10 protein-coding genes and 1 tRNA gene are annotated in these 15,283 nt (G+C 49.9%); 5 read left to right on the top strand and 6 right to left on the bottom strand.

The genetic code is table 11. The features are described from left to right. Window positions 1–497 precede the first annotated feature (497 nt). The 4 genes from QZ310_RS06385 to QZ310_RS06400 all read right to left on the bottom strand — a co-directional run bounded on the left by QZ310_RS06385 (window position 498) and on the right by QZ310_RS06400 (window position 7,625). On the bottom strand, window positions 498–1,841 hold the full coding sequence (locus tag QZ310_RS06385; RefSeq protein ID WP_297071578.1) for a glucose-6-phosphate isomerase: 1,344 nt from the start codon (window positions 1,839–1,841) through the stop codon (window positions 498–500). 69 nt (window positions 1,842–1,910) lie between these two features. After that, on the bottom strand, window positions 1,911–2,903 hold the full coding sequence (locus QZ310_RS06390; RefSeq protein ID WP_297071580.1) for an NAD(P)H-dependent glycerol-3-phosphate dehydrogenase: 993 nt from the start codon (window positions 2,901–2,903) through the stop codon (window positions 1,911–1,913). Window positions 2,904–2,945: 42 nt separating this feature from the next. Then, window positions 2,946–4,688, bottom strand: coding sequence for a lysine--tRNA ligase (gene lysS / locus QZ310_RS06395; RefSeq protein WP_297071582.1), 1,743 nt, complete (start codon window positions 4,686–4,688; stop codon window positions 2,946–2,948). 201 nt (window positions 4,689–4,889) lie between these two features. Then, on the bottom strand, window positions 4,890–7,625 hold the full coding sequence (locus tag QZ310_RS06400) for a bifunctional fucokinase/fucose-1-phosphate guanylyltransferase (protein WP_297071584.1): 2,736 nt from the start codon (window positions 7,623–7,625) through the stop codon (window positions 4,890–4,892). Between the two features lie 384 nt (window positions 7,626–8,009). Here QZ310_RS06400 and QZ310_RS06405 point away from each other — a divergent pair, with 384 nt between their 5' ends. The 5 genes from QZ310_RS06405 to QZ310_RS06425 all read left to right on the top strand — a co-directional run bounded on the left by QZ310_RS06405 (window position 8,010) and on the right by QZ310_RS06425 (window position 12,933). Then, window positions 8,010–9,116, top strand: a complete 1,107-nt coding sequence (locus tag QZ310_RS06405; protein WP_297071586.1) for a hypothetical protein — start codon at window positions 8,010–8,012, stop codon at window positions 9,114–9,116. A 102-nt stretch (window positions 9,117–9,218) separates the two neighbouring features. Beyond that, window positions 9,219–10,136, top strand: coding sequence for a ribonuclease Z (locus QZ310_RS06410; RefSeq protein WP_297071588.1), 918 nt, complete (start codon window positions 9,219–9,221; stop codon window positions 10,134–10,136). A 41-nt stretch (window positions 10,137–10,177) separates the two neighbouring features. Further along, window positions 10,178–11,959 carry an aminopeptidase P family protein gene (locus QZ310_RS06415; RefSeq protein ID WP_297071714.1) on the top strand — a complete coding sequence of 594 codons (1,782 nt, stop codon included), beginning with the start codon at window positions 10,178–10,180 and terminating at the stop codon, window positions 11,957–11,959. Between the two features lie 201 nt (window positions 11,960–12,160). Next, window positions 12,161–12,697 carry a gamma carbonic anhydrase family protein gene (locus tag QZ310_RS06420; RefSeq protein ID WP_297071590.1) on the top strand — a complete coding sequence of 179 codons (537 nt, stop codon included), beginning with the start codon at window positions 12,161–12,163 and terminating at the stop codon, window positions 12,695–12,697. Between the two features lie 154 nt (window positions 12,698–12,851). Beyond that, window positions 12,852–12,933: transfer RNA gene (locus QZ310_RS06425), tRNA-Leu, on the top strand. 226 nt (window positions 12,934–13,159) lie between these two features. Here QZ310_RS06425 and QZ310_RS06430 read toward each other — a convergent pair. Both QZ310_RS06430 and QZ310_RS06435 read right to left on the bottom strand, forming a co-directional pair. Continuing rightward, complete coding sequence (locus QZ310_RS06430) at window positions 13,160–14,428, bottom strand: S41 family peptidase (RefSeq protein WP_297071592.1); 1,269 nt, start codon at window positions 14,426–14,428, stop codon at window positions 13,160–13,162. Continuing rightward, the gene (locus QZ310_RS06435; protein ID WP_297071594.1) at window positions 14,425–15,228 is read right to left on the bottom strand and encodes a KilA-N domain-containing protein; all 804 of its coding nucleotides are present in this window, start codon (window positions 15,226–15,228) and stop codon (window positions 14,425–14,427) included. Before QZ310_RS06435 ends, QZ310_RS06430 begins: the two co-directional genes overlap by 4 nt. Between the last annotated feature and the right edge of the window lie 55 nt (window positions 15,229–15,283).

Genomic DNA, 15,283 nt, shown 5'->3' on the forward strand with positions numbered 1-15,283 from the left:
GGCTGGTGATGAGGGCCGCAAGTAGTAGAAACAGCTTTTTCATACCTAATAGTTATGTAAAGCTGCGGGGGAGTTGTGAGTTGTAAGTTTTTAGTTGTGAGGGGGTAATTCGGATTTTGGATGGAAGTTTGGTGGCGATTATCAGGCGGAAGTCGGGGATAAGAGGGGGAAATCAAGGGGATATGTGGGGGATGAAGGCGGAATTTAAGGAGGGAATGGGAGGAGGAGGGATAATAAGACTAATAGGGCTAATAAGGCTAATAAGGCCAATAGGACTAATAGGGCCAATAAGGCAGAGAGGGCTGATAGGGACAATAAGGCTAATATGGCGAATAGGGCCAATAAGACTAATAGGGCGAATAGGGCGAATAGGGATGAAAAAAGGACATAAAAAGTCCGCCAAGTTTTTGGTAAACTTGGCGGACTTTTTATGGTTGAATTTTTGTCTTTGTTCTGACTTTTTGTCAGAGCAAGGTTTTAGTCTGTCTTCGGGATTTTTAGCCGAGACGGGCTTTGATGGCTTCGGTTTCTTTTTCGTAGCCGGGTTTTGCGAGGAGGGCGAACATGTTGCGCTTGTAGGCCTCGACACCGGGCTGGTTGAAGGGGTTCACACCGAGGATGTAGCCGCTGATACCGCAAGCCTTCTCGAAGAAGTAGATGAGCTGGCCGAGGTATTTCTCTTCAAGTGCGGGAAGGGTGATGAGGATGTTGGGGACACCACCGTCGACGTGTGCGATGCGGGTACCGAGTTCAGCCATCTTGTTGACTTCGTCGATGTGCTTGCCTGCGATGTAGTTGAGACCGTCGAGGTTTGCTTCGTCGGAGGGGATGAGCTTTTCGTGAGCGCTCTCCTGAACAGAGATTACGGTCTCGAAAATTGTGCGTTCGCCTTCCTGAATCCACTGACCCATTGAGTGGAGGTCGGTAGAGTTGTCGACGGCTGCGGGGAAGATGCCAAGGTTGTCCTTACCTTCGCTCTCACCGTAGAGCTGCTTCCACCATTCTCCGAAGTAGTGGAGTTTGGGGTTGTAGTTCACGAGGATTTCAGTTTTCTTTCCTGCCTGATAGAGAGCGTTGCGGGTTTCAGCATAGAGGAATGCGGGGTTGGCAGCATCAGGTGTGTTGGTCATTTTCTCCATTTCTGCAGCACCGTCGATGAGCGCGCGGATGTCAAATCCGGCAACTGCGATGGGGAGAAGACCTACGGGGGTGAGCACGGAGAAACGGCCACCTACGTTGTCGGCGATGACGAAAGTCTTGTAGCCTTCCTCAGTGGCGAGGCGACGGAGAGCGCCGCGCTGTGCGTCGGTGATGGCAACGATGCGCTTGCGGGCTTCTTCAACACCGAGCTGACGTTCGAGCTGCTCCTTGAGGAGACGGAATGCGATGGCGGGTTCGGTAGTTGTACCGCTCTTAGAGATTACGATGATGCCGAAACGCTTGTCCTTGAGATAGTCCTGAAGTTCGTAGAGATAGTCCTCACCGATGTTCTGACCGGCGAAAAGCACTTTGGGATTGCCCTCGGTTGCGGGACGATAGGCAGCGAAGCTGTCGCTGAGAGCCTCGATGACAGCCTTGGCACCAAGATATGAGCCACCGATACCGATTGCCACGACAGTGTCGCAGTTCTGGCGGAGGCTGTCGGCAGTAGCCACGATGTCGTCAAGCAGCGCATCTGTTGTCTCGGTGGGGAGATTAACCCAGCCGAGGAAATCGCTGCCGGCACCTGTGCCGTTAAGAACTTCGTCAAGGGCATTTGCAGCCTTGGCGTCAAGCTTATTGATCTCTTCACGGCTCACTGTGCCGAGAACTTCTTTGATGTCAACGGATAGAGTTTTCATGCTATTTATGATTTTAAAATTTGATTGTCATTTATATTGTTTATAGGGTTAGAGTTGATTTGCAGAGAATCAGATGAACCACTTGCCGAGAGCACGGATGGCACGCTCGGCATTGGCATGACGGTAGAGAATATCGTAGACTGCATCGAGGATAGGCATCTCAACACCATATTTCTTGTTGATTTCCTTGATGCACTTTGTGCCGTAATATCCCTCGGCCGTCTGCTCCATCTCCATTCGGGCAGTGGAAACCGAGTAGCCCTTGCCGATAATGGAGCCGAAGTTATGGTTGCGCGAAAAGCGCGAATAGGCCGTCACCAACAGGTCACCGAGATAGACGGAGTCACAGATGCAGCGCGGACGCGGACATGCCTCGTCGATGAAACGCTCCATCTCCCGGATGGCATTGCTGACAAGCATTGCAAGGAGATTGTCGCCCCCTTTCATGCCGTGGACTATTCCGGCGGCTATCGAATAGACGTTTTTAAGTACGGCGGCATACTCTATGCCCTCGACATCGCTCGATGGAATCGTGCGGGTGTTGGGCGAGGCGAGTTTCTTGCCGAACTCAATGGCATTGTCGACGTTATGGCAACCGACCGTGAGGAAACTCGGACGGTCAAGCGCCACTTCCTCGGCATGACAGGGCCCGGCGACCACAAGCACCTTTCCGGACTTAGCGCCGAAATGGTGCATGACAAAGTCAGAGATGATTTCATTGTCGCCCGGCACTATTCCCTTGACAGCCGACACGATGTATTTATCCGAAATGTCGACGGAAATCTTGTTGATGTGCGTCTTGAAGTAGGGCGACGGCATGACCATCAGCAGAGTGTCGGCTTGGGAGCAGACATAGTTGATGTCGCTTGAAAATTCGATGCGCGAGACGTCAAACTGCACATCGGTCAGATATGCAGGATTATGCCCGAGGCGTTTGAAGTCCTCGATGCGGTCATCTCGCCGCATGTACCAGAGTATGGAATCGCAGTTGCGCAGGAGGAGCCGGGCGAGAGCTGTAGCCCAGCTTCCGCCTCCCATCACTGCTATTTTATTGAATGCCATGATTATGCGCGAACTGATGATAAGAATTCAGGAAATAAAGTTTCATTCAGCCGACGAAGGCGCTGCGGCAGCAATCCACTGGCCAACCTCGTCGATGAGCGGAGACTTGAATCCGAGCTTGAATTTCTTGTTGATTCCGCAGAGTTCCTGATGGAGCTTTCCGGCAGCCTGGGTTGCAAGCTGCTCGAGAGTGTAGACACCGGCCTTATAGAGAGGTGCAACCCACTCGGAGGGAACGCCGATAGCGGTAAAGGCCTCTTCCTTGTCGCGACGCTGAACCTTCTCGGGACGCATCTGGGGGAAGAAGAGCACTTCCTGAATTGTGGTCTGTCCGGTCATGAGCATCACGAGACGGTCGATACCCATGCCCATACCGGATGTGGGAGGCATACCATATTCGAGTGAACGCACGAAGTCCTGGTCGATAATCATAGCCTCGTCGTCGCCCTTGTCGGCAAGCTTCATCTGCTCGATGAAACGTTCATACTGGTCAATCGGGTCGTTGAGCTCGGAGTAGGCATTGGCAAGCTCCTTGCCGTTGACCATAAGCTCGAAGCGTTCGGTGAGTTCGGGATTGTTGCGGTGCTTCTTGGTGAGCGGCGACATCTCGATGGGATAGTCGATGATGAAGGTAGGCTGGATATATGTGCCCTCACACTTCTCACCGAAGATTTCGTCGATGAGCTTACCCTTGCCCATTGTCTCGTCGACCTCAATGCCGAGCGAGCGGGCAGCATCGCGGAGCTGCTCCTCAGTCATGCCAGTGATGTCGATTCCGGTATGCTCCTTGATGGCATCGGTCATGGTGACACGACGGAAAGGAGCCTTGAAGTTAATCATGTTGTCACCGACCTTGATTTCAGTAGTGCCGTTGACATCAAGACAGATTTTCTCGACAAGTTGCTCGGTGAATTCCATCATCCAGTTGTAGTCCTTGTAGGCAACATAGATTTCCATACAAGTGAACTCGGGGTTGTGGGTGCGGTCCATGCCCTCGTTGCGGAAATTCTTACCGATTTCATACACACCGTCGAAACCACCCACAATCAGACGCTTCAGATAAAGCTCGGTAGCGATACGCATATAGAGCTCGATGTTGAGTGAATTGTGGTGGGTGATGAAGGGACGGGCGCTTGCACCTCCGGCGATTGACTGGAGAATGGGGGTCTCAACTTCCATGTAGCCGTGGCTATTGAAGAAGCTGCGCATTGAGTTGAGCACCTTTGTGCGCTTGACGAATATATCCTTGACACCGTCGTTGACGATAAGGTCGACGTAGCGGCGGCGATAGCGGAGTTCGGGGTCATCGAAAGCATCGTAGGTGACACCGTCCTTAACCTTCACGATGGGGAGCGGACGGATTGACTTTCCGAGCACGATTAGTTCCTTGGCATGAACAGAGATTTCGCCTGTCTGAGTGCGGAACACATAGCCCTTCACACCGACGAAGTCACCGATGTCAAGAAGCTTTTTGAAGACGACATTATAGAGGTCCTTGTCCTCACCCGGACAGATTTCATCGCGGTTGACATAGACCTGGATACGTCCGTGAGAATCCTGAAGCTCAAGGAATGAGGCCTTTCCCATGATACGACGGCCCATGATGCGGCCTGCTATCGCTACTTCGCGCTGAGGTGCATCATCAGCAAAGGTTTCCTTAATTTCATCTGAATAACCGCTGACAGGAAATTCGGCAGCGGGGAAGGGGTCAATGCCACGACGGCGCATTTCGTCGAGACTGCCTCGACGTACTATCTCTTGTTCACTGAGTTCAAGGACGTTCATATATTGATGATTTTGTTATTGTGTATCTAATATATATTAAGGTGGTAAATCTGCTGTTTTCCAACCGCAGGAAGGGAAACAATTGCAAAATTAAGTATTTTTTCCACTATGCCCAACAAAATAGGCTCCAAAACTTGGAGCCTTATGTTAAAAACGTAAAAAACGAGATGGTGATTTGCTGTCAGAAAACAGCCCTCAGCATCAGCTTCGGGTCACTGTCAGGCCTGAACGGGAAAGGGTAAGGTCGACAAGACGGGCGTTGGGACGGATATGGTCCGTGTGGAGCAACTGGCGGATGCGCGCTGCAGCTTCGGGATCCTTGGCAATCATGTAGAGATAACCGCCGCCACCTGCACCCGGGAGTTTGTATCCGAGACAGAGGTCGTCGATGCGGCGGGTGATGGCCTCGACCTCCGGAGGATTGGTTCCACGGTCGATTGCAATTTTCTGATTCCATGTGGTGCGGACAAGCTCACCGAGACGGTTGAAATTGCAACGCATGATAGCGTCATACATCTCCATTGTGTGGGCCTTCATGCTTCGGAGAAGACGGAGTTGCGAACCTTCATTAAGGAACATGTTGCGCACGATTTCCGCAAGAATATCCTTGGCAGTACGGGTGATGCCAGTATAGTAAAGAAGGTGGCATGAGGCATACTCCGGATCGGTGAAGAGTGTGTCGGGAAGCCAGCTTACCAAGGGATTCTGCTCGAAGCCCTTGGTGGTCTGGAGGAGTTTGACACCTCCGATGACACCACCGAACTGATCCTGCCAGCCACCACCGGTGGTCAGTAACTGTTCGAGCACGAGAGTGCGGCTGCATATCTCATTCTTGTCCCATGCGAGGGAACAGAAATCACTGATGGCGCCGAGGACAGTGGCGGCAAGCACACTGCTCGTGCCGAGACCGCTTCCGGCAGGAATGGCCGAGAAGAGGGTGATTTCAAGACCCGAACCGAAGTCCTCAAGCTGTGCTTTAAGCGACGGATAGGCAATCTCGCAGAAACGGGGATGGAAACCGGCAAGCGCGAGAGCAGCCTTCGGGATGGAGAAGGGACTGCCGACACGATGGAAGTCAAGGATTGCATCGAAATTGTCGATACGCTCCTCCGCGCCGAGGTCGATGCTGCGGCAGATGATATGCGGCTCCTTGCATGGACGGACGTAGGCCTGCAACGGGGGCTGGCCGTTAAGTTCAATCGCGAAGTTTATGACCGAACCACCCTCCATCAGACAGTAGGGTGCCGTGTCGGTCCATCCACCGGCAATGTCGATGCGAACCGGCGAACGGCTCCAGACAATCTGGTCGGAACATACGGCACGGCGAGGAAGCTGCTTCTTTTCAAGCGCTGTCCGTGTCAGACCCTCGCGGAGTATCGAGAACGCACGGTTGCGCTCTTCCTGACCGTCAAGACCTGAAAGGCGCATGACTTCCGCGCGGAACATTGCATCACTCGCTCTTTTTATCAGCGGTTCGGTTTCCGCAACAGGTGACGGAAGATTCAGACCATCATTGGCAAATGCCTGCGCGGCTTCAAGAAGGTCGCTCTGATAGAAGACGCTGTGATGATGGTTGTCGGCAAGCGCGATGCGGTTGGCCTTGCGGAACTCACGGCGCTGCGCAACAAGACGGTCAAGACGCGCGATGTCAGAGATGCGTTCGGCACTCAGCAACTCACAGCCTTCAAAGCTGTCATTTCCGGCAAGCATTTCCTTGACCATCCGGCCCATCTCGTCAATATCTGTCACAACCGGGAAGCGGGGGCGCTTCTGCTCCTCGCCTGCGAAACGGTCGTCGATATTGTAGACACGCACGGCGTATGCATCATCCTTGACGGGGATGATGTCGATACATTGGCCAGGTGCAAGCGTGAGTTCCCAATCGTTGCGGGGGACACCGGTGATTATATGGTCAGTGGTCAGAGTCCAGCCTTTGGCAACATGGCTGTTCTCGACCCAGATATTGGCATGTGTATGGTCAAACGGACGGTCAGTAAGCGCATTCTGCACGAAAATCGAAGGGTGAGGCTTGCGGTCGCGGTGCATGATTTCGCGCTGATCGTTGACGAGATTCTGAATGGCAAGCGTCGAAGAAATCATCTCGCGGCCGGTTCCGAAATGATAGAACTGACCGCCCTGCAGGGGTACAATTGCCACCGACAATTCCTTAAGCTCCGGATCTACGATTTCCGGATCGGTTCCGAGGGCGCGTCCGAACTCGGAATAGAGATCATATTCCTTGAATGAGCCGTCGGCATTGCGCGAACGCTTGCGCAGAAGTTCAACCGCACGGTCGCTAAGCAGCCAGATGCCTATGTCGGTCAGGAAATAGCCTGTCTGCAGGAGAGAATTGAGCTTCTCGACCGACGGCTTCTGAAGCATACGGTTGAGCGTAGAGGGTGCATCATGAGTGCTATAGAAGACCCCGTGGTTCTTCGCAATGGATGAGCTGAGCCAAAGGCCGTAGCACACGACATCCGCATCAGGGACGGGTGCAAGCTGCTCGGCGGCACGGATGTAGACGTCGCCACTGACAATCATGGTGTTCAATCCTGCCGGAGCCGTGGCCATGATGCGCTCATAGAGCGGGATCTGAAGGTCGAGCAATGTCTGTGAGAGTGATTGTCCGCGTTCCCAACGAAAGATGGGCACCGGGGTCAACACCTTGCCCGACGGAGCATAGGCGGGAAGTCTGCGGCTTTGTCCACCGGCATGGATTATGATTTTCCTTTCCTTTCCGAGCCATTCGCCGAAAGTCGCCGAAGCGGAATCCGACTCGCGGTGACATTCCTCAAGAATCCAAGTTGTGCCACCGCCACTACCGAGGCGATGTCCGACAGGATCCGATGTGCAGTAATATTCAGATTTCGATAAGCCGGTTATATCATGGAAGCAACCGACCAGATTCGGCGGAAGCGAAAGGAGTTTTTTAGTCATCGCAATGGTATGTATAAAGGTTATTATCTAATTTTATGGGTACAAATTTACAAAATATTATTTATATTTGCAGGATAATCAACTCATCTGTCAGCCATGTTTAAATCTTTCACCTTGAAATCGCTGCTTGCGGTTGTCCTCGGATTGCTCATTTGCCAGCCCGTGTATGCTTCTGATAATATTGAGATAAAGATACCTCAGAATTGTGTCGATATACATCTTCCAGATACCGCGTCGTATGTGCTTTTTCTTACATCTTACAAACCGACCATTACCGACACGCAGAAAAGAATCAAGGTGGCTTCACGAGAGGATGGCCGCGGTCTGTGGGCCAAGAAATATTACCCCGGTCGCTTTGTCGGTATCTGTGACCACGGTGTTTTCATGCAGGATGCTTTTGATGTAAAGCTCCTTGACCTGAAGAATGGTAATGAAATAACCAAATTCAATCACATCCCGTGTTATGTGGATGATGCCAATGATATAGTCATAGGCGTGAGGGGTTCAAATTGTGATAAACTTGCAGGCTACAGATTGTCAACCGGCGAGAAGCTTTGGGAAAAGAAGATAGGAAAAAATTACGGATTGGAGTGGAACGTGATTTCGCGACCGGACCCATCAACAATTATTTTCCAGTCGGATTATTTGGGTAAAATCGACATATTCAGCGGTGAAATGACTGTCTATCCGTTGAAAAATGTCACACATGACATGAAGAAGTCATTGGGAGAATCAGCGCTTGCGAGCGGAATCGGAATTCTCGGAGGACTTCTTACCGGATTCTACGCAATAAATGTTGTGATGGTTTATAACGTCGGTTTTGGCTCCGAGGCAATGATGGACGAGAATGGCCTCATCTACGTTTATGATGCTGATAAAATTGCTTGTCTCGACTCTGAATTGAAGGAACTTTGGCAGACACCACTACCAAATGGTGCAGGGAGCAGGGGTGAATTGCATTTCAGAGGCGATACCATCCACATGTTAAACTACGGTTGCATCGGAGCTCCTGAAACAGGAATAAAAAAAGGAAAACCGTTCATGGCATCGTTTAATCGTGCAACAGGCGAATGTCATAAGTGGGATTTCCTTCCTGAAAAATGGGATGAGGGTGAATTCGGAAAAACTTTGAATTTTGTGACCGGCCCTGTTTTTGTCCATGATGGTTCCAGTGATAATAATTATTCCTCTTTGGAAATTCCTTCAGGCTGCTGTTTGATAAAGAATACCGGCAATGATGTACTTATTGTTGATTCGGACCTGAACGTTTTTGGCAAATATGATTCCGGAGATGTCCATCTCACTATGGCGGAACTTCCTGACGGATATGTGATCCGCACCCAGTCCGATACACCCTCCTATATCCGCATCACCGCAGATGGGAAAGTAGGTGAGGTCTATGACTCAGCCACAACCGGAATCATGCTTAGAAACAACCGTCTGGTCCGTAAGAGCGGGAACATGCTGACAGTGACTGATCTGACGGATTGATTTGCAATTTTGACCGCAGTTTTGAAATTTTTGTAGTGTACCTATGATTTACACAAAAAATTAGAACGTATATTTCGACTTTTTGTGTACTTTTGCGTTGTTATGGCAAAGTTTCAGGTCAATATACTCGGATGCGGTTCGGCCACTCCGACTGCGCGCCACCAGCCGTCGTGTCAGGTGGTGGATTTCCGCGACAAGCTTTTCATGATTGATTGTGGCGAGGGCGCACAGTCCCAGTTCCGGAAATTGGGACTGAAATTCTCGCGTCTGAACCATATCTTCATCTCTCATCTCCACGGCGACCATCTTTTCGGATTGCCGGGACTGCTTTCGACCATGGCTCTCCACGAGGTGACCGGCTCGGTGACAATCCACATCTTCCGCGAAGGCGCCCGCCTCATGAAAGACTGGATGGATTTTTTCAACCGCAACTCACCCTTCGAAATCATCTATGACATTATCGAGGAGGGAGAAAGGCGTGTGGTCTACGAGGACTCCGGCCTTATCATCGAGACTTTCCCTCTCTATCACCGTACCCCCTGCAACGGCTACATCCTCCGCGAGAAACCCAAGATGCGCCATCTGCGCGGTGATGCCGTCAAGTTTCACAATGTCCCCGTATCACAGCTCAAAGCCATCAAGGAGGGAGCGGACTTTGTGAAAGATGACGGGACAGTCATCCCCAACGCCATGCTCACTACGGACGCTGACCCGTCTGTCAGCTATGCATATTGCAGCGACACGATGATGGACCCGCGCGTAGCAGAGGACGTAAAGGGTGTGGACACCATCTACCATGAGGCCACCTACGATGACTCGCTTGAAACCCAGGCACGCGAACGCGGACACTCCACCGCACGTCAGGCCGGAAAAATTGCGGCTATGGCAGGAGCGAAAAGACTTATCATCGGACACTTCTCAAAACGCTACAATTCCGAAGAAATCCTTCTCCGTGAAGCCTCCGAGGAATTCCCGGAAGTCATCGTCGCCAACGAGGGTCTCCGTATAGACCTTGAATGAATACACTGAATAAACAACTCTCAAAACATACCAACAAGAATATGCAGAATCTTATCATCGAGCGCATCGTCGCTCTACGCAAAGAAATGGAAGCTGCCGGAGTGAAGGCAGTCATACTTCCCCGCACGGATGCCCATCTGAGCGAATACATCTCATCACATTGGCACATTGTCCGCTATCTCAGCGGTTTCACCGGATCGGCCGGCACAATGGTTGTGACCGACAAGGAAGCCCTCCTCTGGGTGGACAGCCGCTACTTCCTCCAAGGCGCACAGCAGATTGAAGGAACAGGTATAATTCTGATGAAGGACGGGCTGCCCGACACTCCGTCAATCACCGAATATCTCTGCGAACATCTCCACAAGGGTGACAAAGTCGGCATCAACGGACTGCTCATGTCAATCGACGATACGGCGGCTCTCCGCTCCCGCCTCAATTCCTGCGGCATAGAACTCGACGTGGACTTCGACCCCATCGACCGCGTATGGGCCGACCGCCCTGCCCTACCCTCCGACAAGATTTTCATCCACGATGAGAAGTATGCCGGAGAATCTGCCAAATCAAAAATCGCCCGTATCCTCAAGGATGCCGCCTCGCAGGGTGCAAAAGCATATTTCACCTCCGCGCTCGATGAGATTGCATGGGTGCTCAACATCCGTTCGAATGATGTCCCCTGCAACCCGGTCGCCACATCGTTCCTCTATCTCGCTCCCGAAGGCAGTACCCTCTTTGTCGATGAGGCAAAAATGACTCCCGAAGTGGAAGCATATCTCAAAGATGCAGGTGTGGCAGTCGCTCCCTACAACAGCGTACTTTCGGCTCTCGCCGCCCTCCCCGCCGATGTGACCGTCCTTCTCAGCGGAAGCCGCGCATCGGGTGCAATCGCCCATGTGCTCGAAGGTCGCTACGTCAAAGGCGACTCACCTGTGGCACTTCCCAAGGCTATCAAAAACGACATCCAGATTGCAGGTATCCGCGAAGCCCATCTCCGCGACGGTGTGGCTATGGTGCGTTCGCTCATGGAAATCGAGAAGACAGTGGAGGAAGGTAAGACTCTGACTGAGATCGGCGTGGCCGACATCCTGCTCAAACATCGCAGCAAGGGTGACCTTTACTTCGACCTCAGCTTCGAAAGCATCTGCGGTTTCGGTGCCCACGGCGCAATTGTCCACTATTCGGCAACACCCGAGAGCGACATCCCCGTGACCAAAGGTAATCTTCTGCTCATCGACTCCGGAGCCAACTATCTCGACGGTACCACTGACATCACCCGCACCATCGCGCTCGGCGAACCCACTGCTGATATGCGCCATGACTTCACCCTTGTCATGAAAGGTCACATCGCAATCGCTACCGCCATCTATCCCGAAGGCACCCGTGGCGCCCAGCTCGACGCAATGGCCCGTATGCCATTATGGAAAGAGGGCAAGAGCTATCTCCACGGCACAGGCCACGGTGTCGGTCACTTCCTCAACGTGCATGAAGGCCCGCAGAGCATCCGTCTCAACGACACCCTCGCTCCGCTCACTCCTGGTATGCTCACCTCCAACGAACCGGGCGTATATCTCACCGACCGCTACGGCATCCGCTGCGAGAACCTCGTCCTGACAATCCCCTACGAGGAAACCGAGTTCGGAAAGTTCTACGCATTCGAGACCATCACACTCTGCCCCTTCGACCGCAAACTGTTCGACACCTCAATCATGTCGGCTGATGAAATCGAATGGGTCAACAACTACCACCGCACCGTCTACGACCGCCTCGCTCCCCTCATGAACGAAGAGGAACGCATCTGGCTCGCAGCAGCGACAGCAGCCCTTTGAGTGGCATGTTTTTTGAGTATAGAGATTAAAGTATAGAGTATAGATAATAGTTTTAATGTTTGGATATTATATCAATTGACCATCTTTAATAGTAGAGCAATTATCTATACTCTATACTTTAATCTCTATACCAAAAAGAATCTCTATACTGAGGAAAATCTCTATACTAAAAAAAAATCTCTATACTCTAATGAAAATAAAATGGCATTAATAATTCCCGTAAGGGGTTTCACTCCTGAAATCGGCCCTGACACCTTCCTTGCCGAGAATGCGACTGTGGTCGGCGATGTGGTCATGGGTAGCGAATGTAGCGTATGGTTCAACACCGTCATCCGTGGCGATGTCAACTCCATCCGCATCGGCAACCGTGTCAATATTCAGGATGGCTCCGTGCTCCATACACTCTACAAGAAATCAACCATTGAAATCGGCGACGATGTATCCATCGGTCACAATGTGACCATACATGGCGCAAAAATCCATAACTACGCCCTCATCGGTATGGGTGCCGTAGTGATGGACGATGCGGAAGTGGGCGAAGGCGCTCTCGTCGCTGCCGGTTCCGTGGTGCTCTCACGCACAAAAATCGGCCCAAACGAACTTTGGGGGGGCGCACCCGCCAAGTTCATCAAGATGGTCGATCCCGAAACTTCCAAGGAGCTTAACATCAAGATAGCCAACAACTATCTCCGCTACTCCCGCTGGTATACCGACCCCGATGCTCCGACCGATTTCTAAAAATCAACCATGAAATTTGCCTCTTTAAAGCAAAAAACTGAATATGAAAACGGTCAGGCTATTGTCTGAACAAAAAAAAATTCCTACCTTTGTCCCCGTTCAAAACATAATCGTTGACCGACGGGGACAAATTTTACAATCATCCCCACCTAAAGCCCGAATGGCGGAATCGGTAGACGCGACGGTCTCAAACACCGTTGGAGCAATCCATCCCGGTTCGATCCCGGGTTCGGGTACTGATAACGACTAATAATCAAGTGATTATTAGTCGTTATTTTTATCTTAGAGTGTACTAAAATGTACTACTCGGCAAAATAAAGGCGAACCGATAGTGTCGGGTTTGCTATTTTTAAGGTCTGTTCGTTATATTTAATTCCATTTGTTTGAACGACATTATTACGAAAAGACGCTCAACATAAAATAAGTTGAGCGTCTTTTTGCCAGTTATTAAACATTTATTGGCTACTTGTTGATTAACTCAATGGTAAAATCCAAAACTGTGTCATGGCTGTTCATAAAATCAGAGACAGTTTGCTCAACCTTATAATCGGGACTAATGCCAATGCCCTCCATCGGAAATCCTTTTGGTGATTTTGATGGTTCACGTGTTGGAAGTCGGAAATAAATGCCATTTGTGGTATGGAATGTTTTTGGACTATTGCCTGTATCACCTGCTGTTGCAGAGCCTATCAGAATAGCATTTCCACTTTCCTTAATATCCAGAGCAAAACTCTCTGCGGCGGAAAAGGTATATGGGCTTATCAATAAGTACAATTTCCCTTTGTATGCGTCACTTTGAGGCTCCATGACTTTTGATGGAGAAACACAGTGTGGCTGTGGCTTCTTGATAAGATATTCTGCTATATCCATGCCATTCCCACTGTTGCCACCTTCATTTCTCCGAATATCGACAATCAGATGTGGAAGTTCACTGACATTCCTGTATGCCTTTATAAAGTCATCAGTCACAGGATCCATCATCGACTGAATATTGATGTAACCAATAGAGTCATTAATTATCGACCATTTAACAAGTTTGTTATCTTCCACCTCCTTCGGCAAAAGGTCATATTTCTTTAACGGCAGTCTAATTTCCAACGTGTCCGCTTTACGGACTACATTGTATGTCGCTATCGTATCTTCCCAAGAACGGAACACAGCCAAAGCCGTGTTCAATCTTCTTGCTTTATCAGTTGATGCCGATGTGAATTTTTCATGTTTATCCAACCATTCTGACACAGCAGTGCCATTCACGGCTATTATCTCGTCCTTATCTTCGAAGCCGTTTGCCAACAAGTACTCATTAGGAGTATCAACAAAAATTCGATTTTCTATAAAAACAGGAGCATAGCCCGCGGTGTAATCCCTCAGATAGACAAACGAATGTCCGACATTCAAGCTGCTGAAAAATTCTTTCAGAATATTGCCAAATTCAGCCTTGTTAACATCAGTGTTTTCAAATCGCTGTAAAAACGAAATGTGAATACTATCCATATTCAACCCTTTGGCTTGATACAAAGAATAGTTATCAAGAGTGAGTTGGTATATTTCCTCAAATTCACTCTTAAAATCATTCTTGTCGATACTCAGTTCATCGACATAATACCTGATGGTTTTTTCGTGTTGAGTTTTAGAGAATTGAGCGTACACAATCAACGAACCCAATCCAATCAGTAGCAATCCAATAATGCTACTCAGTACAATCAGCGTGATTTTGACAGGTTTCTTCATTGTAGTAATTTTCGTTCATTATTGTCGCTTTCCAATACACTCATCTGATGGATAGCGATTTGGTTTAGTTTGATAAGTCGTTCTGATTGTGGTAAGCTCTGCTCTATGAATACAGCATTGAGGCTCTCCATGTTTGAGAGGCAGATAAGTTCGTTGACCGATGCGTAGTCGCGTATACTACCTTTCAAATCCGGGTTAGCCTCACGCCACTGTTTTGCGGTCATGCCGAACATTGCCACGTTCAATACATCCGCCTCATTGGCATAAATGATGCTCGCCTGCGCTTTAGTGACTTCTGCCGGAATTAGGTTCTGCTTGATGGCATCGGTGTGTATGCGGTAGTTGATTTTCGACAACTCACGCTTCGCCGACCAACCGATTAGCCGCTGTTCATCGGCTTTAAGTCGTTGGTATTCTTTTACAAGGAGAAGTTGGAACTTAGGGCTTAACCACATTCCAAAGTGATACGCAATATCCCTGTGCGCGTAAGTACCGCCATAGCGTCCTGCCTTGGCAATTATGCCTTTGGCATTTGTACGCTCAATCCATGCCTTTGTGGAAAGGACAAAATTATTGCTTCCGGCTGCATTTTTAATTGCACCGAATTCGGTACAATTAAAATCCGGATTATATAGCATCTCCCATTCGCCGAGGTATTCAATCGTGCCTTTGAGACTGAGCCAACGGAATATTATATGTTCTTGCAGTTGGCTTTTTGCCATGTCTGTCAGCGAAATATAATCATCTCCGTCAACTCCGATTACGGTAATTGGAGTATTTTGAACCGTTATTTTTGCCATTTGGGGATAAGCGTTTGATTTCAAATGCAAAGATACATCAAAAAAATTAATATAT

Origin of the sequence: uncultured Duncaniella sp. (assembly GCF_910577345.1) — a bacterium.
Lineage (GTDB): Bacteria > Bacteroidota > Bacteroidia > Bacteroidales > Muribaculaceae > Duncaniella.